The sequence below is a fragment of the Clostridium chromiireducens genome (assembly GCF_003575225.1).
GTDB lineage: Bacteria > Bacillota > Clostridia > Clostridiales > Clostridiaceae > Clostridium > Clostridium chromiireducens.
In genome coordinates this window covers 258,526-283,218 of the sequence record NZ_QXDJ01000005.1, presented here as the reverse complement: position 1 = coordinate 283,218, position 24,693 = coordinate 258,526, and the positions used below count along the sequence as shown (strand labels likewise).

Here is a 24,693-nt window from a genome sequence, read left to right as displayed (position 1 = left end):
TGATTTTAGGCACATGAAAATAAATAACAAGTCTAAAGTTGCTGTGAATATTTTTCATCAGACAAGGAGATAAATTGGTCTCATAGCGGGCCTATTAGGGCAATTTGACGACGCAGTATGATGGAAAATAGGCTAGCAAATTGACTTGTTATTTTTTTGATTGTGCCTTATTCTTTGTGCTACAGCTCCTTCTTTTTTAGAAGTCTAAATCAAGATCCTTTAAGATTTCTTCATCTTCTTTAGACATGTTATTTTTATCATTTTCCTTTTGTTGATAGCGTTTTTCATATATCTTAAAAAATGGATACCATACAACAAGTGATAAGACTAATTGAATTCCATTAGCAACAATTGACATTGGGTCCATATTTGTCAGATATCCCTCTAAGAAAACACCCACATAAGGAGGTGTAAAGAATGAACAACTTAACGCTCCAAATTTCATCATCCATCCAGGGATAGTTCCTATAATTCCACCGCAAATAACGTATGGAATAAAAAATATAGGATTTAATACAATTGGAGCACCAAATAGTATTGGTTCGTTGATTCCAAATAACGCAGGAATTAGTGCAACACGTCCAATTTGCTTTAAGGCCTTTGATTTAGATAATAAGCACCAGAATACTAGACCAAATGTTATACCTGTGCCTGTAAAGTTACCAAATGCAGACTCTGGACCTGGAGCGAAGAAATGAGTCATTGCTAATCCGGCTTTATAGTTCTCTATATTTTCTGCTAGGAACTGAGTAGAAATTGGAGTTGTAATTGGACTCAATACAGAAGGATGAATTCCAAAGAAGAATAATAAACATTGTAACATCTTTAAGAATGTATAAGACAATGGATTGTCCATAGACCCTACTAATGGTGCAAATATGCTTGTAAAAATTAATGGCGGCATAATATTAAACACATTCACACACACAATACGAATAATTAAGAAGAAGCCAATAATAATAATTGATATTGGAATCATTTCAAAAGATCTTGAAACAAAATCCGGTACTGAATCAGGCATTTTAATTGTGAATTTCTTCTTTTTACACCAGCGATATAATTCCACTGCAATAATTGCAGCAAACATTGCTGCAAACAGACCTTTTGGTCCTAAATATTTAGTCATAATTCCGCCATCTTTTGTATAATCAACAGTCATCATAAGGAAAGAGATAACTGCCATACTGATACAGCCTGGAACATCCAGCTTGTAGGAATTGGCAAGATGATATGCCATAAAAGCTGTAGCATATAAGGCCATCAGTGCCATACCTACGTTGTAGGGAATATAGATAATATCAAGATTAGCTAATATCCATTGAGATATTGAATTATTCTCACCAATCATATTAGGGATGGCTTCTGGAATCAAACAAAAACTACCGATAATTAATAAAGGCATTAAAGCTACCATTGCTTTTTTAATGGCACTTAAATGAATTTCTTTATCCATTTTGTTAGCAAGTGGCGCTAGGTACTTGCTCATAAAAGCTTCAAACTTATCAAACATTTTTTAACCTCCTTACTTTATTTTTTCATATCAGCTTTTTTACGTTCTATAAGGACTTTTTTTAATACTGTTGCTCCATCCATCTTGCCATAAGTCTCCTTATCAACAACAACGTAAGGAATCTCATGTGGATCAATAATTGATTTAATATAATCAAGCTTATGTGCAATTTGTGGTCCTACAACAACAGCATCACAACCTTCTACTTCACTTTCCAGAATATCTACAGGAATTGCAATGAATTTAAAATCCTCCTCTTTAAGTTTTTCACTTTTTTTAATGGTATTTTTCATACTGTCCATAAGCATAGTCGTTGAAAAGCCTCCTGCACAACATAATACAATCTTCATTTTACTTTTCCTCCCTTTCTTCAAATACATTTATTAACGCCTCAATTAGATCTCTAGCTAATTGAGCTGTCATGTAATGGTCTTGTGCATGTACCATTAATAACCCAATTTCAGGTTTATTTTCGCTATTTGATAATTCAGCAGTTATAATCTTTGTTTGAATTTGATGAGCAGCCAAATCTGCCTCCCTGGCTTCATTTAATAATTTACGAGCCTCATCATACTCTCTCGTCTTTACCTTTTTTAATGCTTCAAAAGATTTTACCTTACTTTCACCTGCGGAAGAAATCATCTCCATAATAATGTTTTGTTCTACTTCAGTCATTTTCATATCCTCCTAAAAAATCCATAAATTTTTCGTAATTTTCTCGCTTTAAACGATAACATAGCTCATATACAAGTTTAATTAAATTTTCCAAATCATCACTATGAACAAAAGAATATGAGCCATGGCAATATCGTAGTGGTATTCCGAGGACCAATGCCAGCTTTCCGGCCCGATCTAAATGGGCATTTCCACAATCAGTTCCTCCTCCGCTAAACATATCGCATTGATATGGAATTCCTTTTTCATCGGCCATATTCATGACATACCTTAGGAGCTTTATATTCGGAGACATTGTCTTATCATAATGCACAATCATTGGTCCCTTTCCAATAAGACGATGATTTGTATAATTTTTTGTAAGTTCTGGATTATTTGCTACATCTAAAGCAAAAATTATGTCTGGATTGATTATATAAGCTGAAGTTTTCCCTCCCCTAGTTCCGACCTCTTCACTGCTTGTCCCAACGAAATAAATATCGTTTTCCAAATCATCTTTCATCCTTTTCATGGCCTCGGCAATAACATAGCAACCAGCCCTGTCATCCATTGCTTTTCCCATATAAACCTTTTCATTTGATAATTGTCTTGCTTCACTAGCAAAACAAACCATATTTCCTATCTCTACACCCAATGATTTAACTTCATCAAAAGTGTCGCATCCAATGTCAACGTACATATCTTTTACATTTCCTTCACTATCTTTCGTAACATTTAACAGTCCCTCTATTTTTTTGCCAGTAAAGGTTGTTAACCTAACTACCTGCATTTCTTTACTTTTATCCTGCACCCCTCCGACAGCTATAAGATAAATAAACCCGATATCAGAAATACTGCGAACCATAAAGCCCACTTCATCCATATGGGCGCAGAACATAATTTTTAGCGGCTTCTCATCCTTCCCTTTTTTATGAAATATAATGCTTCCAATATTATCGCAAAAAATCTCATCACTATATTTTGCAAGTTCCTTGTATAAAATCTCTCTGACTTCATTTTCATTTGAAGCTATACTGTCCGCATCACTTAATGCTTTCAATAAAATATCATTCATAATTAACACCTCCCATCTCTTTCATCACTGCCATAAGCTCTTCAAAAGATTTAACACGAATCACTCTTTCCAAGTATTTTGGCTCCTGCATAAGCTGATATAACTTTTTAGTAATGTCTTTATAGACCTCCACCTGTTCCTTTTTTAAACAAATCATAAAAACAATCCTTACTTCTTTCTCCTGCCATAGAAAGGGCTTCTTTAATATACTGACTGATATTGCATTTCTTAAAGCATCTGTTTCAATAGGATGAGGTATGCATACGCCATTTAAATAAACGGTACTTATGAATGCCTCTCGTTCCATAACTAGGTCTGCATATCCTTCCTTGCCATATCCTTTCTTTTCAAGATCTTCTGCCATCTCCCTAATGAGATGTTCATAGTTAACTTCTTCTGTTATATTGAAAAATTCCTTTGAGAAATATGAATAGTATATTGGATTTTCATTAATCAATGTATATGGATCATAATCATGGCACTCAAGAATCTGCCTAATTCTATATAGATCTTTATCATCCAAAAGCTCTTTTATATAAATGACAGGTATATGGGCATCATAAGATATTGGTATAACTGTAAAAATAATATCGGGTTTATAGCTAATCATCTCATCCTGCTGCAAAAAAGAGAAGGTTTTGACTTCTGCCTTTGGAAATACGGATTCAAGCTGCATTTTAATCATATATGCGCTTCCACCGCCAGAAGAGCATACTACGCATATTTTATTATAAGATTGAAGCTTTAGCTGTTTTTCCTTTACCATATGTGCTGCAAAATGCATAGCTACAAAGCCTATCTCATCAAAGGTAAATTCTACATTATACTTTTCATGGAGAATATCACAAAATTGTATTGCTATATTAAATATCATGGGGTATGTTATACTTAGCTCATTTGCCAGAGCATTTTTATATGAAATTTTATTATGAAGCCTGTCTACTAACAGGGACATATGTGAAAGCAGAAGCCGTTTCAAGTCCTGATCTTCAAAAAAGTGAGTATCATAAGTTTCATCTGTTTTTTTCAAAAAAACTTCTATATCATCAATCAAATTATCAGTGAAAGAAACATAAGTATCTTTCCTATGGATGTTTTTCTGCATAACTTCTATCAATTCCTCAACGCCATCCTTATCAAAGCATACCTTATATTTCTTTTCCATTGTATGAATTAATGATGCCGCAATTTTTTCAATAGGACTAGATTCATGAAATTCATAATCTTGGACAGACTGCTTACTCCCTTTTAGTGAAATATATACCATGGATTTTAGAAAAACTATCGTATTTAATAGTTCATTATAATTAATATTTAATTTTTCTTTGTTCATCTCTCTTATTAATTGAGACTCAACATGTAAAAAGTCCCTTACAACACCATCAACTGCCATTCGAACAAATGCATTTTGATTTTGATATTCCTTGCATAGGTATTTTTTAAGATCTCTATCTGAAGAAATTATTCTAATTCCATGATGACTCTTTTTTTCCAAAACCAAATGATAAATTTTAGCTAGTTCCTCTACCTCTTTAATATCTTGTTTGATAAGTGTTTTAGAAACTTGAAAAGTGTCTGCAACTTTATCCATTGAAATGTATTCATTTTGGACTGATAAAAATGCCAGTACTTGAGATGGCCTTTCTTTTATCTTAAAAACAATGTTTTCATCTAAAGTTTTAAGAAATTTCCCGAATAATTCATCGTCCTTAATCTCTAATAAATACCCCACTCCCCTTTTGGTATGTATTTCAAATCCTTTACTAGCTGATATTCTCATGAGATATGAAATGTCACTTTGAATTGTTCTTTTAGATACTTTGTATTTGTGAATAAAATATTCAATTGAACAGTAATCTTCATTGTCTATGAAGTCATTCATTATCTGACTAAATCTCATTTGAACTACACTCTCCTATCCCCTATGTTTTTATTATATAAAAATAATCTTTTCTATAAAAGGAGAACTTTTGCATATAAAAATGCAATAATCTTCCTAATATAGATAAACTAACTATAACTTAGACTTATGGATATAATCCACCGAAATCAGTAATATACATATTTGCGGAAGGGCATTTGAAATTGAGTTATGATAGTTCTTAGTGGAAGGTTGTTCCATCTGCTGCTTGTCCTAAACTTGCTTTAGGAACATGCAGAAATGGGTGCAACCTTCCACTTAGAACCTTCTAGCGAAAATTTCATAAGTCCGATGGAGCAAATATGTATGTGATTTCGGTAAGCTACCACATAAGTTTAATTTCAAAGTTGGATATCTATAAATGAGATGCAAAAAAGGAATTGCTTAAGATTAGCAACTCCTTTTTATTAATATTTTTAATACATTATACATCAATTTCTATTTGTTCCTTTGCCCAATCACTAAGACCTTTTAATGAAGGAATTAATTTTTTGCTATTTTCAGTTAATGAGTATTCCACACGAGGAGGCATTTCTAGGTATTGAACACGATTTATTATTTTATATTGTTCTAATTCTTGCAGACAGTTACTTAATGACATATTAGTAATTCCATTAAGTTCTCTTTTTAATTCATTAAAACGTACAACTTCTTTTTTTGTTAATATACATAGTATAGGTAATTTCCATTTACCACCAATTACCTGAAGTAAATATTGTAGATGGTTATTTATAGATTTATCCTTTGTTTTATCGTCCATATAAAAATCTCCTTTAGTCAATTTTAATATACCTAGTCAAAAAAAGTTGCGTACTAGTATATTTTTGATTTAGTAATATAATTATATCATAATATAAATTTTATAATAAACAAAAAGGAGCAGAACATTTATGAAAATTATCGCTATTAACGGGAGTCCCCGTAAAAATTGGAATACAGCAACTTTATTAAAGAAATCTCTTGAAGGTGCGGCTTCAAAAGGATCAGAAACTGAACTTATAAATCTTTATGACTTAAAATATAATGGATGTATAAGCTGTTTCGCCTGTAAAAGAAAAAACGGTGAACATGGAAAATGTGCTGTAAAAGATGATTTAACACCTATTCTTGAAAAATTAAAAACAGCAGATGCAGTTATTTTTGGTTCTCCTATTTATTACATGAATATTACAGCTGGAATGACTGCACTACTCGAGCGTTTCTTATTTTCAAACAGCATCTATAGCGATGAAATACCAACTGTTTATCCTAAGACAATCCCAGCAGGATTTATTTATACTATGAATGCAACAGAAGAACAAATTAATCAATTTGGAGTTAAGCAAAGTTTTACTTTACGTGAAAATATGATTGCAAGAACCACAGGGAAACCACTAGAATCATTGTATAGTTATAATACTTATCAATTCTCTGATTATGATAAATATGAATCTTCTAGGTTTTCTGAGAAAGAAAAAGCAAAACATAAAGCTGATGAGTTTCCTGTTGATTGTCAAAAAGCTTTTGATATGGGAGTATCAATTGCTACAAATGTCTAATACAGTATAAAAATTTCAAGGTATTGTCCGTGAACACCAGCACTTATAGAAGTGGATGGCTTCGTGGTCAATACTATTACTGTAGCAATATGATTCATTTGCTACAGCTTATCTTCATAATTCAAATTATGAATTATTTGGCTTTACCTGTATATGTATCATATGGAAATGGAATTATAACGTATCCATCAACACTCTTATAGTTTGTATTTTCTGTAGGATTTAAATTATTAATTAAGTTCATTCCGATAGTATATAATAATTTAGCTTGAACATCTGGATCTTGAATAACAGTTCCAGTCATATATCCTTTATCAATTAAATCTTTCGCTTCTTGTAGTCCGTCAACCCCAACAACTGCTATATTTTTTGATTCATCGCCTTTATTGTATCCATAATTTTGTAGTGATTCAATAGCACCTATTGCCATTGCATCATTATTAGAAATAATTGCTTCAATCCTTCCATATAATTTCAAAAACAAGCTATCAATGGAAGTTTTAGCCAAATCCTTTAACCAATTAGCACTTACCATAGCAAGTTCTTCTGTTTTTATTCCTGCCTCATTAATTGTTGAGATTGCATATTGGGTTCTATCATTTACTTGTGGATCATTAAGTGGACCTTTTAATAAAACATATTGTAATACATTGTCACCATTTTTATCTATAGCGCTCTTATTGCTATTCCATAAATCAACAATAATTTTCCCCTGATTAATACCTGCCATCTTAGAATCCGGCGTTACAAAAGCAACCTTATTATATAGTTTAGAAACTTTTGATACTACTTCGGACGGAATATTCATTAATATTAATGGAGTGCCTTTTGTTTTAACTCTATTAATAACATCTTCTACCGTACTTTCTTTTTTATCTGGCAAATATAATATAAATAAATCATAATCACTTTGAAGAGCAGAATCTAACATTGCATTTTGTATAGCTATATTATTTTGGGGATCAAAGAAAGTTAATTTAACATTATTCTGCTTATCATTTTCCAGATTCTTTAAGCTTTCTACAACGCTCATGGTATATGGATCATCCATTTTGAAAAATATGACTGCAACATTAGCTGCTCTAGCATTATTAAAATTTAAACTTGAACTAGCTAATGTTGTAACTTGAATTATATTTGTTAACGTAAAGATAGCCACCATTGCCAAAATTAATGTAGTTATTTTTATTGAAATCTTCATTATGATGCTACCTCCACTTTAATTAATTAATTAATGAACATTATATATTCACTGTTAGGTTATCGCTAAATACAAAAATTATTCTCACTTAATACAATAAAGTAATACATATGCAAAATTCATAAGAAACTACTATTTAAAAAGTAGAGAACTCCAAAACTTGCTAAAAATAAGCTTAAAAGAAGGTTTTTTCACAAGCGTTTCTTTATCAATCCAGTAACAATTAAAAGCTCTATTATTATCAGATTATTCAACATGCTTATATAAGAATGCACTTTCAATATAATTTATATACCTTCTTAATTCATTTGATTCTTCTCTAGTAATTTCCCCTGATTCATACATCTTACGAACCTCTGAACGCTCTATATCCATAGCTTTTATTCTCAATTCCTCTTTTTGTTTAATACTTTCTCCATTATATGTAGCTCTATTTCCTTTAAATCTATTCATCATAGTCCTATAATATAAAATAACGTTTTGTACAGCATCTGATTCATCATGGCTTTTTAGATATTCCTCTAATGATTCAATTGCAGCTTGAAAGGATTTTAATTGAATATCTTTTACCACTCTCAAATTATTTAGCTTAATTTCTCTTCGCTTGCGGTATTTTCCATAAAAAATTTTCACAGCTCTTAATAATTTTCTCATAAGAAACATAGTATCTTGACTAGGATTTCTTAGAAGCGCTTCTTCTCTATAATCTAAAGATTTATCAAGTGCTTTAAAAACTTGTTCATCAATCTCATTTTTATCCATTAATATATTTATATATTTTCGTTCTGCCTTTAAAGCTATTAACTGTATTTTAACTATTTCTTGCTGATTAAAATTTTTCTCTCTTACATTTGAATTTTGCTCAAATCTAAGATTTTGAGATCTATGTTTACATTCATGAATTAATTCATAAGCTACTGCTTCATTTTTATCATTTATTTCTGACTCAATAGCTTTAATACCAGCTAGTAAAAGTTTATTTTTGGCCTCAATTAGGTTGTTATCATTAGTTTTTCTATCTTCTTCTAATTCATCTTTACATAAAAATGGCAGGAAGATAGTTGCTGATATTAATGTAAATAATATTACACCGGCAGTTAAAAAAAGAATCAATGATCTTTCTGGAAATGCTTCTCCATTATTCAGAAAAAATGGAATCGATAAAACTCCAGCCATTGTAACCGTACCTCTAACTCCAGTTAAACTAGTTAATAACGCCATCTTTACACTCGGCACTTCCATATCTTTGCCTTTATTAAAACGATATTCATAAAAGGCAAAAATATAAGACCAAACAAAACGAATTGCTAAAATAACAAATCCAATAGCAATAACATATCCAATAGCCTTTAAATTCCCTATATTAGGATCAGCTATGGTTGCACTCATTGATAGAGGAATATTTAATCCTAGTAATAGAAACACGATTCCATTTAATACAAATAAAATAATAGACCATATATTTTCTGTAAGTACTTGTTCTTCAGCTATACTAGTTTCAAATCGCTTAATAATTAATGAATAAATGATACCTGCAACTACTACGGCAATTACTCCTGACGCATGTAAAAGCTCTTCAGTAATTATGAAAATCCCAAAGGGAGCTAGTATCTGTAACAACGAGTGAAATACAACATCATTTATCCCCTCTTTACGCAAATTAAACCTTATTAGTGTTAAAATTAAAGCAAAAATCAAACCTAAGACTGCACCGGCTAAGAATACATATGAAAAATTAAAAATTGCATCTCTTAATGAAAAATAACCGGTTACTACAGCAGCTATAGCATAATTAAATGCTACTATACCTGATGCATCATTTATCAAAGACTCTCCTTTAACAAGATTTAGAACTTTCTCAGGAATATGAATTCGCTTTGCTATTCCACTTACAGCCACCGGATCAGTTGGTGATAAAATAGCTGCTAACGCAAATGCAGCTGCCAAAGGAATTTCTGGTATCATCCAATTAATAAAATATCCTCCTCCAATAGTTGTTAATAGAACTAATATCAAAGAATTTCCAAATATAGACCGCCTCATTTTCCATAGTTCTTCTCTTGGAAAATATTTTCCATCATTATATAAAATCGGTGCTACAAATAAAAGAAAAAACCATTCCTCTTCGAGCTCAAAAGAATTATGTTTAAAAATAAATGTGATAACTATTCCCAAAACTATTTGAGTTAAAGCTGTAGGTATCGATGGTATATAGTGGCTAGTTATATTTGAAATTAATAAGCACACCATTAGCAATAATATTGTCATTAGTAAATCCATTTCATGTCTCCTTCCAAGGTATATTTTAACCTGTGTATTGCTATTATTATACAATATAAAATGATTCTGCAAAGATATTTTATATAAACTTAGCTTTTAAAAATATCTTTACCATTATTATTTTTTCAAAACTCGTTGAATCCAATTTTAATAATTTCATTTAAATATAAATATTTTAAGATCTTATCAAAACAAAAGTTAATTAATTGATGTTTTTCCATTATAGGGATATAATTAATTGTAAAATAAAAACAAACTTAGCTGAATCGAATATTATCATCTAAATTCGATTTTCCAAATAGAATAAAGGAAGTTAAGCCACTAACGCGACTTAACTAAGTTCGAGGTACCAAATCATAGATTTGGACTCTCACTTATCACTTAAGGGGGAAAATATTAATGGTAAACAAAAAAATTAGCAAAGTATTAGGACCAATTCTTGGAGTTATGGGGTTTATGTTAGCTATTGGTGTATTAGAATCGCCTGCTTTAGCTGCTGATAATGTACAAGTTACATCTACTTATATCGATAGTACAACATCTGCTGAAACTTACAAAGACTATTCAATAAATGTGAATAAGAGCGTTATACAAAATGGATTAAAAATAACACTGGAAAAGGCATTAGCAACAAAACATAAATTAAATGCAGTAATTAAGGTAGAAAGCACACAACCTTTTGATCAAACTAAAAATGATAATTCAATAGTTCAATTGCTTTATGGAGAAAATCATTTTGGTGGACAAGGTATGTCAAGTAATTATATAGATGATAAAACTTTATTAATTACTATAGATCAAGATGACAACGAAGAAGATTTTCCTGAAAATGGTGACTTAAGACTAGATCTAGTATTTCCAAATTATAAAGTTAATATAGGAATGGATGCGAGTGTAGATTTTTCTGAATCATTTAAGAAAACAATTGAAAAAGACATATCAACAAAGATATCTGGATCTGATTGTACATTAAATAAATTAGAGTCTGACGTTTTAGGTACAGTATTTACTTATAAAGAACCTCCAAAAGACCATGAGGATAGATATATGGATTCTTCAATGATATTGAAAGTTGGAGATAAAATGTATAAATTGAGGTCCTCTGGAAGTTCTTCAGATAGTCAAGGAATAAAAGGAACTTACGAATCAAAGGCCGCTACTTATGATATACTTAAAGATCAAAAAGATATAAGCATAATACCATTATCTTGCGATATAACTTGGGACGAATTTAGAAAATCACATGAAAACAATAATACAAAAGAATATGAAAGTAAAGAAACAATTAATAACGTAAGATATTTAAAATCTTTTGACTTTTCTGATGGAAGCAAGGGAGAAATATCCAATATTGAAAGAAATGATAATAGTGTAAAGGTATATTGCAAGGGAACTTCAGAAAAAGCAAGTCTCCTAATGGCAAGTAGTATGAGTATATATTATCAATTTGTTGAAGGTCAGACTAATTATACTGATTATGATAGCGATAAATATATGAGTTTCTACAAAAATCCAAATGATGCTCTTGGATATATTGTAGAATTTAATAATGTAAAAAAAGATAAAGCATTAGAATTAATTTTTAGGGAGAATATAGAGCAAATAAATAGATATAACGTAGGAAACGAAATACAAGTATCTAAATAATTCATCTAAAAAGCATTCGGTATTTAAAAAAATCACATAATTTATAAGAGCCCCTTACAGCTTAGTTAGCTTGTCTTGGGGCTTTCTTTAATATTAATCAAGTATTCATCCATTCTTCTTTCATAGTTAATTATTGCAACATCTCCACTCTTCACAATTCCATACATCTGTTGCAATATCTTTATAAAACTCCGGTTCATGACATACTATAATTATACTTCCGTCATATTCTTTTAAAGCACGCTCAAGTTCATTTTTAGCACAAATATCCAAATGATTTGTCGGTTCATCTAAAATTAATACATTGGTAGGTTCATTAATTAACTTACATAATCTAACTTTAGCTTGTTCTCCTCCACTTAATATATTAATAGGACTGTCTATATGCTTGCTAGTTAATCCACATCTAGCAAGATACCTCCTCACTTCAGTTTGAGTTAAGCTTGGAAAGCAGTTCCAAACATCATATAAAACAGAAATAGTATTATTTTCTGCAGTTTCCTGTTCAAAATATCCTATCTTTTTATAGTCGCTTATGGATATTTCACCATTTATAGGCTTTAACAATCCAAGTAAACTTTTAAGAAGAGTGGTTTTTCCTAAACCATTAGCTCCAGTTATTGCAATTTTTTGCCCTCTCTTCATTTTTAAATTTAGTGGTTTACTTAAAGGTTTATCATATCCAATTATTAAATCATTAGTTTTAAAAATTATGCTTTCTGGCATTCTTATACTTTTAAAATTGAATTGAGGTTTTATAATTTCTTTTTTAATCTCTATTCTTTCTATTTTATCAAGTTTCTTCTCTCTTGATTTAGCTTGTTTTGAAGTTGAGGCTCTTGCTTTATTTTTTCTTATATAATCTTCAAGTTTTGCAATTTGGTTTTGCTGCTCTTTATATTCAATTAACCGTTGCTCTTTTCGTGCATCATATAGTTTAACAAAATAATCATAGTTTCCTTCATATCTTGTTAAGACTTTATTCTCAAGATGATATACTACATTTACTACACTATTTAAAAACCAATTATCATGCGATATTAATATAAACGCACTTTCATAGTTTATTAAAAAATCTTTAAGCCATTCTATATGTTCTTCATCCAAATGATTAGTTGGCTCATCTAATAATAAAATATCTGGTTTCTGTAAAAGCAATTTGGCCAGCAAAACTTTTGTTCTCTGTCCTCCGCTTAAAGCTGAAACATCCCTATCTAAAAGTTCCTTTATTCCAAGGCCAGCTGCAGTTGCCTGTATTCTTGAGTTAATACTATAAAAATCACTCTTGTCTAAAATTTCCTGCATAATTGCAATTTTGTTTAAGGCTTTATTCATTTCCTCTTCATACATATCGCCAAGCTTATCATATAAATCATTAATTCTATTTTCTATATTAAATAAATTTATAAATGCATCTTTTAGAAAATTTAGTACAGTAATTCCTTCTTTTAAGTCAACCAGCTGATCCATATATCCAATACTAAACTTACTATTCCACTCAATGATACCTTCATCAGATAAAATTTGATTTGTAATAATGTTCATAAAGGTTGATTTCCCCTCGCCGTTAGCACCAATAAGACCAATATGTTCCCCTTTTAATAATCTAAAAGATGCATGGTTAAATAATACTCTATCACCAAATGAATGGCTCATGTTTTCAATAGTTAAAATACTCATATTATCCCTCTCCTTATGTCCTCATAAGGAATAATATCACTATGCAAAACAAAGTCCAAGTTCATAAATGATTCTGTAATGTTTATAATCGATTAAGGCATTATTAAAAACAATATTGTGCTCAAGTAAATCTTATATAGATGTTTTAACTTCTATTCTTCATAACATATGATAGGTGTTCCAGGCTCTATATTATCATAAATCTTTTTAGCTAAATATATCGGAGCATTTACGCATCCATGAGATCCATTATTCTTATATATATTACCACCAAAAGAATATCTCCAGCTTGCATCGTGTATTCCTATATTTCCATTAAAAGGCATCCAATAACTTACATCTGATTCATAACCAGGTCCATTTAAAGTAGAACCTTTTTCTTTATAATTAAGCATATAAACTCCAAGTTTAGTAGAATTCCCTCTATTAGGATTACCTGTTACTACGTCACCTTGAGTTATAAGCTTCCCATCTTTATAAAACCATAAATGCTGTCTTGTTATATTAATTTCAACATAAGTATTACCTATATCATCTTCCTCCCTATATAAAGCCTTTTGTGTATATATAGGTTCTTTTTGGAGTATTTCCCCACGCTCTATATTTTCTAATAATGCTTTTGTTTCACCAATAGAATTAATTTTCCACCCATAGAATCCACCTTTAATTTCTATTATTTTATTTGTAGATGCTTTAAATTCTCTTGGTATACCAACTGTATTGTATTTTTTACTAAGTTCGCTTATATAACTATAAACTGCTTTTTTATCTATCAATACTTCTAAATTATCATCTACGCTAAGCCACTTATTTATTGTATCTCCATCTACTATTTCATTCTTATTTCCAAATGTATAATTTATCTTTGCTCCCACATACTTATTTAATAAATTCTTAGTTTCCATAGTTTTATTTGATTCAATTGTGTACTTTGGATTTTCGTAGCAAGCATTTTCATTTAAATCTAAATTTGCTTTTCCTTTTGATATACTAATCTTTATAGATTCTTTTAATTTATCTGTGTATATCTTGTTTCCATATACTTCTTTAACCACTTCATAAGAACCATTTGAATACACGAAAGTTACATTTTGGGGATCTATAATCTCTTTATTCAAACAATTTAAATCATTTATTTTGTTCTCCAGCTTATCTTTATTATAGAGTAATAAGTCTTCTTCATAATAATCTTGCTCCATTAATAAGGAACTTATCCATTTAAATGAACTTTGTATTTTATTAATTTTAGGAATGTCATTTTTTTCATTGTATTGCAGTCCTATATCTTGCCCTAATATTTCTTCTGTTTCCCCCTCTCTTTCAATTAACTTTAGCTTATAATCTTTAATATAACTATTAATCACATTATCTACATCCTTATGTGCTTTTAACGATATATTTATTCCATTTATTTCTGTATTAAAAAAATAATGACTAGCAAAATATAACGAAATAAGCAAATATACTACTATAGTTAATACTATAAAAGTAATAATTTTTTTATTAAATTGAATTTTAAAAAGCTTTTTCATATTAGTTTTCTTCATATAGATTTACACCTTTCATAAATAATCCAAACATAGTAATCAATCTATGATATGCTTGAACTTTTTACTTTAAAACTTAATATGTAAATCTTATTATATTTTTTAAACTTAATACTAAGCAATATACAGCATGAACTACAGTTAAAAAAGCTACCTCCAAAAAATAGCTTCAAACAAATATATGGAGATAAAAATTCAAGGCATATTTTTCATAGTACCAACTGTGAAAAATATGCCTTTATATCTAAGTAGAATTCTTTTGATTCCTGATTATTCTTCTAATACTGCCTTCTGTTAAGAAATACTTTTCAGCTAGAATTTTAACAGACGTTCCAGAGGAATACTTATCGAAAATTTCCTTATCTCTTTCATTAAGATATCTTTTAGTCTCAGTATTTTCTCCCCAGGACTTTTTATTTTCATTTTTTTTAGGTATATAGATATATCCACCATCAATATAATTTTGAATTGTCTCAATTATACCGTGTGGCAGTATATTTTGTGCTTTTTCATATTTCATAAACCCTCGCTCCAATCAACATTTAATTTATAAATGAAGATGCAAAGAAGAGTAAAATATGAAAAACTCAATATTTATATATTGGCTCCAAGCAAAAGTTTTTCATATGCTACAATCTTTGCATGGAGCTAACTACTATAGTTAGAGTCATTGTAAATTCACTTCCTTTTTATTTTATATTATACTGTTTCGGCAAATGATGTCAATTTATATTTTGTCTATTATCCTCATTCACTGAGAAAACTTGAGAGTTCAAATGCAAAATTGGAGCTCTCACTTTCATGTACATTATATTTCTTTAAGTGCTTTTTAATCACAACGTATTAAGTTATTAATTTTGAGAATAACATCTATATAATTAATTTAAAATGTAAATACTAATTATAGAATATAGCAATAAAAGTGAAAAAGGTGGTGATATCAATGAGTGATTCCAAATACAGCAATGATAAGAGCAATAAGAGTAAAACTGCTCAAAAAAAGAATAGTAATAAAAATAGCAATAAAAATGATTTCAAATAATATATATTTAGTTATCGTTGATAAATAGGATTTTAACTTCTATTGACGTATAAATACTCATTTTCATCAAATATTTTAACCACTACATTTTTGTAGTGGTTAAAACTCAACTATTATAAAACATGCCATCAAAATATATTTTATCATTTAGAATTGTTATATTAGTTCCATATTCATTAGTGATTTTTTTAGATCTTCCTCCACTAGCTGGAATTTTATAAAGATTTTCATTATCTGAGTAATTTACATAATAAACATAATCTTTACTTGCATTTATAAATGTAACTTTGTTATTAGATAATTTCACTTTCTGAGTTCCATCTGCATTTATTTTATATAACTTATCATCATCTGACTTATTACTATAGAATACAGTATCTTCGCATACAGTCATAAATAAAGTTTCATCATCACAGATTTTTACATTATCACTGCCATCTAATTTCATTCTGTAGATTTTATATCCATCAGATATATTGGTGTAGTAAATCCATTCATTACTTACGGTCATATCTTCTGTAGCAGTAGAATTAAGCTTTATTCTACAAGTACCATCTAAGGACATCTTGTATATATTATTTAAATCAATTGAATGAGAATTAGTTCTTTTAACATAATATATCCAATTTCCCTCTACAAACATATTACCTGTTGCCTCATTTGCAATCAATGTGTCTTCTGTTCCATCCTTTTTAACTTTATTTATACTATGATGAAAAGGATCTTTCCAATTGCTATAATATATCCAGTCATCAACAAGATTAAGATTCCATACTCTATTTGGAATTACTTTTGTATTATAACTTAAATCACAAAAATCTTTTCTAGGGATATCATTTTTCTTTATTTTATATAGATAATCAGGAGCCGCTCCATAAACATCTCCCACTCTGTTTATATAATATATATAATCATCATCTTCCACAGCCATTCCATCATTTACAATATTACCTGATGAATTTGAAACCTTCGAATCATCGTTTTTAGGAGCATTTAAACTGCTAAATGAGGTGAAATTAAAATTATATAAATTGTCATATGCACCATATGAGTTCTGCGCTATTCCTTTAGATGAAGATCTCTTTACAAAAATCATAACTTTGTAATTACCTTCAGTTAACGGCTTATTATCTTCTATAATAAAATCATTGTATGCTGGTATGGCTTTTGTATATCCCTTAGTTAATTCTGTATATCTCTTATCATTATCCTTAGCTATAAACACTTTGTACTGCACTGGATCATAGCTACCATAGTCTGAATAATCTCCGTCATATTTAGAACTAATATTAATTTTAACTGTGTCACCACTTATAACTGGATAATGGTCAACTCCTGCATATTCAACATATGGATTTTGCTTTTCAACTGATAACCCTGAAACGGTGCCTAAATCTGTATGGGCAAAATCCACACCAGATGAATCATCAGCTTTTGCACTGCTGTTACACGATATAAGAATTAATGCAGCAATAGTAATAACTGAAAAAAGTCTATTAATAATTTTTTTTGACCTCATATATATCCATCCCTCATTTAATTCTTAAGGAAAGCACATTTGAAAAATAATTAACCAGTACTCTCGCATATTTGGAACTATTATTTTTCTCGCGCCTAAGATATTTATTTTTTAAAATACTTATTTACGGCTCTAAGTGATGCATCAGAAACTTTCTGACTGTTAATTCTATGCATCATCATCTTTGCATCGCCATCATCAGTCTCGACGGTAGTTTCCAAAAGTACTGCCGGGCACCATGCTGAAGATAAAACTGCAAGATTTGGTCTATCCTGAAGTGGATATGTATTAGTTTTTATTGTGCTAGAAACTTCCCGCATAAGTATAGTAGCAAATTCTCTTCCCGGTTTTGGTGCAGTTGAATTATATAGCACCGTAGTTCCCCTAAACATATGAACACACTGCATAGTCACATCTAGCGGAAGTGAATTATTATGTATGCAGAAAAATAAATCTGCATTTAAAAGATTTGCACAATCTGTTCTATCCAATAACCCTACATTGGTATCATCATTTCTGGTTATATATGTGCGATATCCTGCTTTTTCAAGATTTTCTTTTATTCTTTTTGATATATCTAAATTCAACTGTTTTTCATAAGTAAAATTGGCTGTTGTTCCAAGCTCTGAGCCTCCATGGCCAGGATCAACAATTATTATTTTAGAATTATCCTTAATCTTTTCTTCAAAAGTAACATCTATAAAGGTTGTAAATTCATATTTATTGTCTCCTAGGGATGAATATCTTCTTTTTACTGGATTTATTTTAATATCTACTTTTTCAGAAGTCTCAATATCAACTTTTACTGTATTATTGTCAAGTTTATCTAGCTTTATATCCTTTATATACTTATTGTCCTTCAAAATAGAATTAAAATTATCAGCTGAACCAGTAACATTAACTTGTGAAATATTTATTTCTACCTTATTACCATTAATGGATTCAGAATACTTAGGCTCAACTGTATATTTCCTAATGTCCCCCGCCTCAGACTCTGCACCTGAACACGAAATTGGAATTCCTAAAGCCCCTCTATGATCAACTTGATAATATTTAAATGCATTCTGCTGTAAATCACAAATTCTACTATTATCAGCTTCACTTGCAGCAACAATTTCTCTATTGTAAAAAGAAATAGGTAATATGAAAATATAGGCTAGCAACATTCCAAAAATCATACATATAAATTTTTTCATAAATATTTATCCTCATTACATTTTTCTCTATGATTGTAGATAGATTTTGATACTATTGTTTCATAGATTGCTTTACTCTATTCATTTAAACTATAACTCATCATAAATTATTAGTTATTAAGTATTGCTTTAATGTATATTTAAATAAACAAATGTTACTAAAAATAAGGCTTTCAAACGGAGCTCATTGTCACTTAATCTTATCAAGAAGTTTAATTATATTTTCTTTTCCTCGTATTTTTTTATACCATTTTTCTGGTATGCCATTATAACCGTATATAATGCCAGCAAGTCCTCCTGCTACTGCTGCTGTTGTATCAGTATCATTCCCGAGTGCAATTGACTTCTTGATCACTTCTTCATAAGTATTACTTTCACTAATAACTTTAAAGCTGCTTTTTAAACAATCTACGACATATCCTGTTCCAGATTCTATTAAAATATCATCAGGTAAAATGTTATTTTCTAGCTCATAAAGGTACTCATCTTTATGTTTATATATATTCTTTAGGGTTAATATTGCATTATTATATGCAACTTCAAAGCTTTTATCCAATAATAAATTCTTTGCCACTAAAGAATAAAATGCGCAGCACACTTGATTACATATATGTCCATGGGTAATCACCGATTGTTTGTGTGAAAATTCTACTAACTCTTCATCTGTTCCAATATGTAATAATGGAATTCCTAAAACTCTCATAAGTGATCCATTTCCTTTTCCCTCCTGGATTACAAATCCACTTTTTAAAGGAGAAACTCCCATTTCATATTCAGTGAGTGCGCTAGCTGTTTGGTCTCCAACATCGAAAACAATTTTATCTACAGCCCACAATCCATTATGCAGCCATCTATATAATTTGTTAGCTAAATTATCAATGTTAAAACCTCTAGATTCAATATAGCTATCAAGTACACATAAAAATTGTGCACTGTCATCAGAATATGTTCCGAATGGAACATTTGAATATGACTTTTCAAATCCTTTGGGCGAAATCATATCTATTTCTTCTAATACAGGTAATTCGCTTGCTTCGTAAAATTCATAGGGAACTCCTACTGCATCACCTATAATAAGTCCCCATATTCCTCCTAATATTTTGTTTTTTGAATATATTTTATTACATATCAAAAACTTGTTTTCGTTATTTTCCATATAATATAACACTACTTTCCTGATTCATTATTAAACATGAACAAATTACAATTTAATTACATTATCCCCATCTTCAAATTCAATCTGATTATCATATGGAATATTATTTTTTTTGAAATAACTCCTTGCTGTATCAGTAAATATGAACAATATTTTAACATCTAAATTTTCTGCTTCTTCAATCTTGTCTGCTGAAAATATATTTATATCAGAATAAAGGTTAAATATGCATATAGCCTCTTCTTTCCTAATTCTCATATAATTATGATTATTAATATAATCCTTTAAATCTTTATAGTGCTTGTCTACTCCGCTGTTAGATGTACATGCAGATTCAGTACTTTTTAACTCAATCAAAACCAATTCTATTGGAACTTTATTTTCAAATTTTAACGCAAGCATATCAAATCTTCCTGAATTTTTTTCATCTTTTGAATTTCGTGCCTGTGTATATTCGATATCATATATAAAGTATCCATTGTCACAATTATTATTAATTATAGCTATTTTTTGTTGTCGTTGTTTTTCTATAAACTTATTTTTATTTATATTTTTACACATGTTAAAATAATCATATAGCTTATCCTCTTCTATTGAAAAGAAATCATCTATCAACTTACTGAATATTATTTTAGACTTATTCCAAAAATCTATATTAGCAGACTTAACAATTGTAGAAACTATATTTTCCTTATTGTGTTGTATACTATGATTTAATGAATATCCTATAGCTTCTAGTTGTTGTAATACTTCCTCCCAATCTTCTGTATATCTTGCATGATTGAAATTGAAAAAAACCTTATAATAAGGATTTTTCTTATGCCCCAATTGTTCTATTCTAAATAAACTATGTCCTCTATAATAAATGTTGATATATTTTCCTCTAAAGAACATTATAAGATCATCATTATTCTTTACCATTTGTGTTACTGGTTCTAGAATTCCTTCCTTAAGTTCATTTGCAAAATCTGGATTAATTTCTCTTTTACTATTTTCTTTTCCACTACTTGTATTATTATTTTTATTCATAATTCTCACTCCTATTATTTTTCTGATTGTATCTAAATATTAATAACCTCTCCATCTTCCATAACTCTAACATCAGCATCTGTTAAATTTTTAAATTCTTCTACCATATCTGAATGAATAGGAATAACTAACTTTGGTTTTACTTCATTTAAGAAAGTAGCTATATCTGCTCTGTATGCGTGACCACTGGTATGTATATGATGTATATTCATATATAAAGAATGGGCTAAATCTATTAAGGCCTTGTCTTGTTCCATATACCCACTCCATCTTGAATAAATTAAAGTGGCATTATCTAAATTTTTGAGCCTTTTTTCTAAATCATATGCCATTGAGCTTCTTACAATCATCACATACTTTTCATTACATTCATTTATTTCTTGCGATGAAATCTTTTTAAATCTACCAAAACCTTTTAATAAATAACTTCTTTCTTCGTCATTCCCTATTTGGTTTGCTAACTTTTGGGGATAAAATACTCTTACGTTGTTTGTCCAAGAAGCTTTTGGTACTCTTTCACTTTCTATTAAAGACAATATGTAAGCTACATAAAAATCTATAATTAAAATTCTATTATTGCGCTTAGCTGCCCTAAATATATCTACAATCCTATCGATGTTTTGTCCTGATGTATTTACAAAAACTATCTTTTGACTTTCTTTAATTCTCTTACTTATTTCAATTTCTATTTCATCTTCCGACAAAGAATTTGTAACATTTCTGCTTATTGTAGTCCCTTCACATAGTAGAATATCTATAGATTTGGTTTTTAAATTATTAATCATATATTCATATAATTTACCCTTTTTCCCATGACTTCTAAAATCACCGCTATAAAAAACCTTTTTTCCATCACATTCAATTAGAAAGCTATAGGCATCATATGCTGAATGATCTACTAAGTATGGTGTAATTCTTATATCCTCAATATGAAATGCATGTTTATTTTTGAAAATTTCAAAATTCATTTCAAATTCACTCTTATTTAAAAATAACCTAGTAGCTTGTATTAGCTTTAATGTAGTTTCTCCAATATAAACCTTATTGCAACTTACATTCTCCATTTCTCCATAATGATCTCCATGGGCATGGGAAATTATTATTCCATCAATTTTTTCATTTATTTGTTCTAGGGGCTTTGAATTTTCATTTAAGGGTGCTCCTATATCTAATAAAATAGTTGCTTTTTTGCTTTTTATCATGATGCAGCTTCCACCTATTTCATGAGTACCTCTTAAAATATTTATTTCCATAATTTCACCTTCAATTTCATAGATTTGTAAATGTGCTTAAGGCACAATCAAAAAAATAAACCAGTATACTAGCCAATTGGGGTCTATTATTTTTTCATGTGCCGAATTTATAATTACTTAGCCTTTAACTTCCTCATACTTGTAACATGGCCATCTTTTATGTATATTTTCATATTCCTATAAACTACATACCGCACGTTATCTTCTGGCATAACAATATCATAGTTGTCAATCATAATTCCCCATTGTCCATATTTCTTAACTGTATAAAAAACAGTGCGCTCAGATCCAAAAAGTTTTTTTTCTGCATTAATAATTTGTTTAGTTGAAAATCCTCCACTTTCTCCAACATCATCAAATTCAAAAGCAGCTACAAATTCGCCTCTTTTGTTAATAAAGTTCCATTTACCAAAAGCTTTTACTGCAGCATAATCTCTAAACCAAAATTTTTTTATTTCATCAAAACTAGGTTCAAAAATATAATTACCTTTTGTATCAATATATCCGTATTTACCATCTTTTTTCACAAAGGCTGCATATTCATAATCACCCTTATTATCTTTTCCAATACATTCAAATTGTTCTGCTTTTTCAAACTGTAGCGGCAATACAATTGTTCCATTTTTATCAATGTAACCGAACTTATTGTCTTTTTTCACCCAGCATAAACCACTGTTATGAAAAGAACTATCTGTTTTATCCCATATTATATCTACAACCTCTCTGCCTTCCGGATCAATAAAACCGTATTTATCATTTTTATTAACTTTTGCACGGTCACCATAGAAAGGAGAAGCATAATCATATTTAGGTGGAACAATAATCTTTCCTGTAGATAGCTGCAAATAACCCCATTTTGAATTATCCATCTCAGGTTCTCCACCTGATACATCATAATAACCTGTATAAAATTGGACCATGTCAAAATCAATATATTCACATATATGATCCTTTACTGGAACTGAATTTCCTTCTTTATCTAGTGCATATATTATATTATCCTTTATTACGGCTTTATGATATAAATCAAACTCACAATCGTATACTGTACATAATTCTTTATTCACTACAAATCACCTCTTCATTTATCTATTATCCTTTAATAATCTACTATGGTTATATTTATTCTGTTTCAAAATGCAAATTTGAAATATCCTCTCTATTTCCACTATAAATTTGATTTTCAAAGTAAAGATACTTTTCAAACTCCCCTTTATATTTGCCCTTTTCAGGATAAAACAGATAGTCAAAAACATTATTAAGACAACGCATACGGTTAATAAGAAGTACTCTTGGAGCTGAAAAATCCTTACTCGCATAAAAACCTCTGTATAGATGCTCTTCATTAAATCCTTCAAATTCTTTTAATATATCAATAAACCTTATGTCTTTCTTATTTTCCTCTAATTCTTCTTGAAAACATAGCATTGCAAAATAGTAGCGAAGAGCATAAGAATTTCTGTCTCCACCCGTAACAACATGTTCAGGGTATCCGTCATTTAGTATCAACCCACTTTTCCCTTCTTCATAATTTAACTTTTCAGTTAGTTTCTCAAACGCATCATCAATCCCTTCTCCTCTAATTGTATATGATTTATCTTTGAGCACTCTAAAACTCTTATCTTCGGAGTTTAATACTAAATAACGCCTAATTAGATGATATTCTTTTTGGGGGCAGTTTTCCAATTCTTTCATAAAAATTCCTCCGATTCAAATTTTATTTATTCATTATTCATAAAGCGTCTTCATCTTATCATTATCAATTTCTATGACATTTACATCTTTAGTAGGAAAATTTTCATCTTCAAAAGCACCATCTGCTTCATAATCAAAAGTTTCATCTTCATAATCTTCTACTTTTGTTTTAATAAGTTTTATGCCAATATCGCTTATCAGTTTCATATCTCTTTGTCTAGTTCTAAGATCCAAATCACTATATAAATCTTCAAATTCATTAATATCAATATATTCATACACTGTAGAGTAATAATATAATTTATATATTATATAGCATAATCTACGCAATCTATTTATCCTTGCTTCCTCTGCTGTAAACTTATTAGCTTTACAAAGTAGTTTATAATCTGTATTAATATAGTCAACTATATATACGTCATCTTCCTTATGTAAGCCAATTATTTTATTTTTCATTAATATGTCAATATCCTGTAGAATTGTTTTTTTGCTTACTTTTATAAAGTTTAAATCACCATCTTCTATACTTTTCCCATCAAAATCACAGATCAGAATAATAAAAAATAGCATGCATCTTCTCATTACTCCATTTACTTGGCTTTTTATATATGCCATATTGTTACCCCATTCTTTTATTAATCTATTTTAATTAAACTACCTACAAGCTGTTAATTACATTATACAATATGGATTTTCTTCTTTTACAACTGTATGTCGTTTTTAAATGTATACAAGTATATTATCTAAGAA

21 protein-coding genes are annotated in these 24,693 nt (G+C 29.5%); 2 read left to right on the top strand and 19 right to left on the bottom strand.

What is annotated here, in order from left to right:
* Nucleotides 1-196: 196 nt before the first annotated feature.
* From D2A34_RS19940 to D2A34_RS19915, 6 genes are all read right to left on the bottom strand, one after another.
* Nucleotides 197-1,510, bottom strand: coding sequence for a PTS sugar transporter subunit IIC (locus D2A34_RS19940; protein ID WP_079439420.1), 1,314 nt, complete (start codon nt 1,508-1,510; stop codon nt 197-199).
* 17 nt (nt 1,511-1,527) lie between these two features.
* A complete protein-coding gene (locus tag D2A34_RS19935; RefSeq protein WP_079439419.1) occupies nt 1,528-1,860 on the bottom strand; it encodes a PTS sugar transporter subunit IIB in 333 nt (110 codons plus the stop codon).
* 1 nt (nt 1,861) lies between these two features.
* Nucleotides 1,862-2,185 (bottom strand): PTS sugar transporter subunit IIA, encoded by a 324-nt coding sequence (locus tag D2A34_RS19930; protein ID WP_079439418.1) that lies wholly within the window; start codon nt 2,183-2,185, stop codon nt 1,862-1,864.
* Entirely contained in the window at nt 2,178-3,239 is a 1,062-nt protein-coding gene (ypdE, locus tag D2A34_RS19925; RefSeq protein ID WP_079439417.1) for an aminopeptidase, read from the bottom strand. The genes D2A34_RS19930 and ypdE overlap by 8 nt, the downstream gene beginning before the upstream one ends.
* Nucleotides 3,232-5,139 (bottom strand): BglG family transcription antiterminator, encoded by a 1,908-nt coding sequence (locus tag D2A34_RS19920; RefSeq protein WP_119367774.1) that lies wholly within the window; start codon nt 5,137-5,139, stop codon nt 3,232-3,234. Before D2A34_RS19920 ends, ypdE begins: the two co-directional genes overlap by 8 nt.
* A 445-nt stretch (nt 5,140-5,584) precedes the next feature.
* Entirely contained in the window at nt 5,585-5,920 is a 336-nt protein-coding gene (locus tag D2A34_RS19915) for a winged helix-turn-helix transcriptional regulator (RefSeq protein ID WP_119367773.1), read from the bottom strand.
* Between the two features lie 130 nt (nt 5,921-6,050).
* Between D2A34_RS19915 and D2A34_RS19910 the strand changes: the two genes are divergently transcribed.
* Nucleotides 6,051-6,698 (top strand): flavodoxin family protein, encoded by a 648-nt coding sequence (locus D2A34_RS19910; protein WP_119367772.1) that lies wholly within the window; start codon nt 6,051-6,053, stop codon nt 6,696-6,698.
* A 133-nt stretch (nt 6,699-6,831) separates the two neighbouring features.
* On the opposite strand, the gene D2A34_RS19905 is transcribed toward D2A34_RS19910, so the two are convergent.
* Nucleotides 6,832-7,899 (bottom strand): galactose ABC transporter substrate-binding protein, encoded by a 1,068-nt coding sequence (locus D2A34_RS19905; protein WP_119367771.1) that lies wholly within the window; start codon nt 7,897-7,899, stop codon nt 6,832-6,834.
* 246 nt (nt 7,900-8,145) lie between these two features.
* Entirely contained in the window at nt 8,146-10,179 is a 2,034-nt protein-coding gene (locus D2A34_RS19900) for a Na+/H+ antiporter (protein WP_079439412.1), read from the bottom strand.
* 399 nt (nt 10,180-10,578) lie between these two features.
* On the opposite strand from D2A34_RS19900, the gene D2A34_RS19895 reads away from it, so the two are divergent.
* A complete protein-coding gene (locus D2A34_RS19895) occupies nt 10,579-11,826 on the top strand; it encodes a DUF4179 domain-containing protein (protein WP_119367770.1) in 1,248 nt (415 codons plus the stop codon).
* A gap of 126 nt (nt 11,827-11,952) precedes the next feature.
* Here the strand turns inward: D2A34_RS19895 and D2A34_RS19890 are convergent, their stop codons facing one another.
* The 11 genes from D2A34_RS19890 to D2A34_RS19840 form a co-directional block, all read right to left on the bottom strand.
* A complete protein-coding gene (locus tag D2A34_RS19890; protein WP_119367769.1) occupies nt 11,953-13,506 on the bottom strand; it encodes an ABC-F family ATP-binding cassette domain-containing protein in 1,554 nt (517 codons plus the stop codon).
* 152 nt (nt 13,507-13,658) lie between these two features.
* Complete coding sequence (locus D2A34_RS19885) at nt 13,659-15,053, bottom strand: L,D-transpeptidase family protein (RefSeq protein WP_119367768.1); 1,395 nt, start codon at nt 15,051-15,053, stop codon at nt 13,659-13,661.
* A 244-nt stretch (nt 15,054-15,297) separates the two neighbouring features.
* Nucleotides 15,298-15,573, bottom strand: coding sequence for a CD3324 family protein (locus D2A34_RS19880; RefSeq protein WP_079439408.1), 276 nt, complete (start codon nt 15,571-15,573; stop codon nt 15,298-15,300).
* Between the two features lie 628 nt (nt 15,574-16,201).
* Entirely contained in the window at nt 16,202-17,614 is a 1,413-nt protein-coding gene (locus D2A34_RS19875) for a DUF5050 domain-containing protein (protein WP_119367767.1), read from the bottom strand.
* Nucleotides 17,615-17,718: 104 nt separating this feature from the next.
* Nucleotides 17,719-18,810 carry an N-acetylmuramoyl-L-alanine amidase family protein gene (locus D2A34_RS19870; protein WP_119367766.1) on the bottom strand — a complete coding sequence of 364 codons (1,092 nt, stop codon included), beginning with the start codon at nt 18,808-18,810 and terminating at the stop codon, nt 17,719-17,721.
* Between the two features lie 190 nt (nt 18,811-19,000).
* Nucleotides 19,001-19,966 carry an ADP-ribosylglycohydrolase family protein gene (locus D2A34_RS19865; RefSeq protein ID WP_119367765.1) on the bottom strand — a complete coding sequence of 322 codons (966 nt, stop codon included), beginning with the start codon at nt 19,964-19,966 and terminating at the stop codon, nt 19,001-19,003.
* 45 nt (nt 19,967-20,011) lie between these two features.
* Nucleotides 20,012-20,995, bottom strand: a complete 984-nt coding sequence (locus D2A34_RS19860) for a hypothetical protein (RefSeq protein WP_119367764.1) — start codon at nt 20,993-20,995, stop codon at nt 20,012-20,014.
* Between the two features lie 32 nt (nt 20,996-21,027).
* On the bottom strand, nt 21,028-22,248 hold the full coding sequence (locus tag D2A34_RS19855) for an MBL fold metallo-hydrolase (RefSeq protein WP_119367763.1): 1,221 nt from the start codon (nt 22,246-22,248) through the stop codon (nt 21,028-21,030).
* 113 nt (nt 22,249-22,361) lie between these two features.
* Nucleotides 22,362-23,315 carry a WG repeat-containing protein gene (locus D2A34_RS19850; RefSeq protein ID WP_119367762.1) on the bottom strand — a complete coding sequence of 318 codons (954 nt, stop codon included), beginning with the start codon at nt 23,313-23,315 and terminating at the stop codon, nt 22,362-22,364.
* Nucleotides 23,316-23,370: 55 nt separating this feature from the next.
* The gene (locus D2A34_RS19845) at nt 23,371-23,943 is read right to left on the bottom strand and encodes a hypothetical protein (RefSeq protein WP_119367761.1); all 573 of its coding nucleotides are present in this window, start codon (nt 23,941-23,943) and stop codon (nt 23,371-23,373) included.
* Nucleotides 23,944-23,976: 33 nt separating this feature from the next.
* The gene (locus tag D2A34_RS19840) at nt 23,977-24,558 is read right to left on the bottom strand and encodes a hypothetical protein (RefSeq protein ID WP_119367760.1); all 582 of its coding nucleotides are present in this window, start codon (nt 24,556-24,558) and stop codon (nt 23,977-23,979) included.
* Between the last annotated feature and the right edge of the window lie 135 nt (nt 24,559-24,693).

Excerpts from the sequence above, each read along its gene's own strand:
- D2A34_RS19940 (WP_079439420.1), bottom strand. The coding sequence starts at position 1,510 with ATGTTTGATAAGTTTGAAGCTTTTATGAGCAAGTACCTAGCGCCACTT.
- D2A34_RS19935 (WP_079439419.1), bottom strand. The coding sequence starts at position 1,860 with ATGAAGATTGTATTATGTTGTGCAGGAGGCTTTTCAACGACTATGCTT.
- D2A34_RS19930 (WP_079439418.1), bottom strand. The coding sequence starts at position 2,185 with ATGACTGAAGTAGAACAAAACATTATTATGGAGATGATTTCTTCCGCA.
- ypdE (WP_079439417.1), bottom strand. The coding sequence starts at position 3,239 with ATGAATGATATTTTATTGAAAGCATTAAGTGATGCGGACAGTATAGCT.
- D2A34_RS19920 (WP_119367774.1), bottom strand. The coding sequence starts at position 5,139 with ATGAGATTTAGTCAGATAATGAATGACTTCATAGACAATGAAGATTAC.
- D2A34_RS19915 (WP_119367773.1), bottom strand. The coding sequence starts at position 5,920 with ATGGACGATAAAACAAAGGATAAATCTATAAATAACCATCTACAATAT.
- D2A34_RS19910 (WP_119367772.1), top strand. The coding sequence starts at position 6,051 with ATGAAAATTATCGCTATTAACGGGAGTCCCCGTAAAAATTGGAATACA.
- D2A34_RS19905 (WP_119367771.1), bottom strand. The coding sequence starts at position 7,899 with ATGAAGATTTCAATAAAAATAACTACATTAATTTTGGCAATGGTGGCT.
- D2A34_RS19900 (WP_079439412.1), bottom strand. The coding sequence starts at position 10,179 with ATGGATTTACTAATGACAATATTATTGCTAATGGTGTGCTTATTAATT.
- D2A34_RS19895 (WP_119367770.1), top strand. The coding sequence starts at position 10,579 with ATGGTAAACAAAAAAATTAGCAAAGTATTAGGACCAATTCTTGGAGTT.
- D2A34_RS19890 (WP_119367769.1), bottom strand. The coding sequence starts at position 13,506 with ATGAGTATTTTAACTATTGAAAACATGAGCCATTCATTTGGTGATAGA.
- D2A34_RS19885 (WP_119367768.1), bottom strand. The coding sequence starts at position 15,053 with ATGAAGAAAACTAATATGAAAAAGCTTTTTAAAATTCAATTTAATAAA.
- D2A34_RS19880 (WP_079439408.1), bottom strand. The coding sequence starts at position 15,573 with ATGAAATATGAAAAAGCACAAAATATACTGCCACACGGTATAATTGAG.
- D2A34_RS19875 (WP_119367767.1), bottom strand. The coding sequence starts at position 17,614 with ATGAGGTCAAAAAAAATTATTAATAGACTTTTTTCAGTTATTACTATT.
- D2A34_RS19870 (WP_119367766.1), bottom strand. The coding sequence starts at position 18,810 with ATGAAAAAATTTATATGTATGATTTTTGGAATGTTGCTAGCCTATATT.
- D2A34_RS19865 (WP_119367765.1), bottom strand. The coding sequence starts at position 19,966 with ATGGAAAATAACGAAAACAAGTTTTTGATATGTAATAAAATATATTCA.
- D2A34_RS19860 (WP_119367764.1), bottom strand. The coding sequence starts at position 20,995 with ATGAATAAAAATAATAATACAAGTAGTGGAAAAGAAAATAGTAAAAGA.
- D2A34_RS19855 (WP_119367763.1), bottom strand. The coding sequence starts at position 22,248 with ATGGAAATAAATATTTTAAGAGGTACTCATGAAATAGGTGGAAGCTGC.
- D2A34_RS19845 (WP_119367761.1), bottom strand. The coding sequence starts at position 23,943 with ATGAAAGAATTGGAAAACTGCCCCCAAAAAGAATATCATCTAATTAGG.
- D2A34_RS19840 (WP_119367760.1), bottom strand. The coding sequence starts at position 24,558 with ATGGCATATATAAAAAGCCAAGTAAATGGAGTAATGAGAAGATGCATG.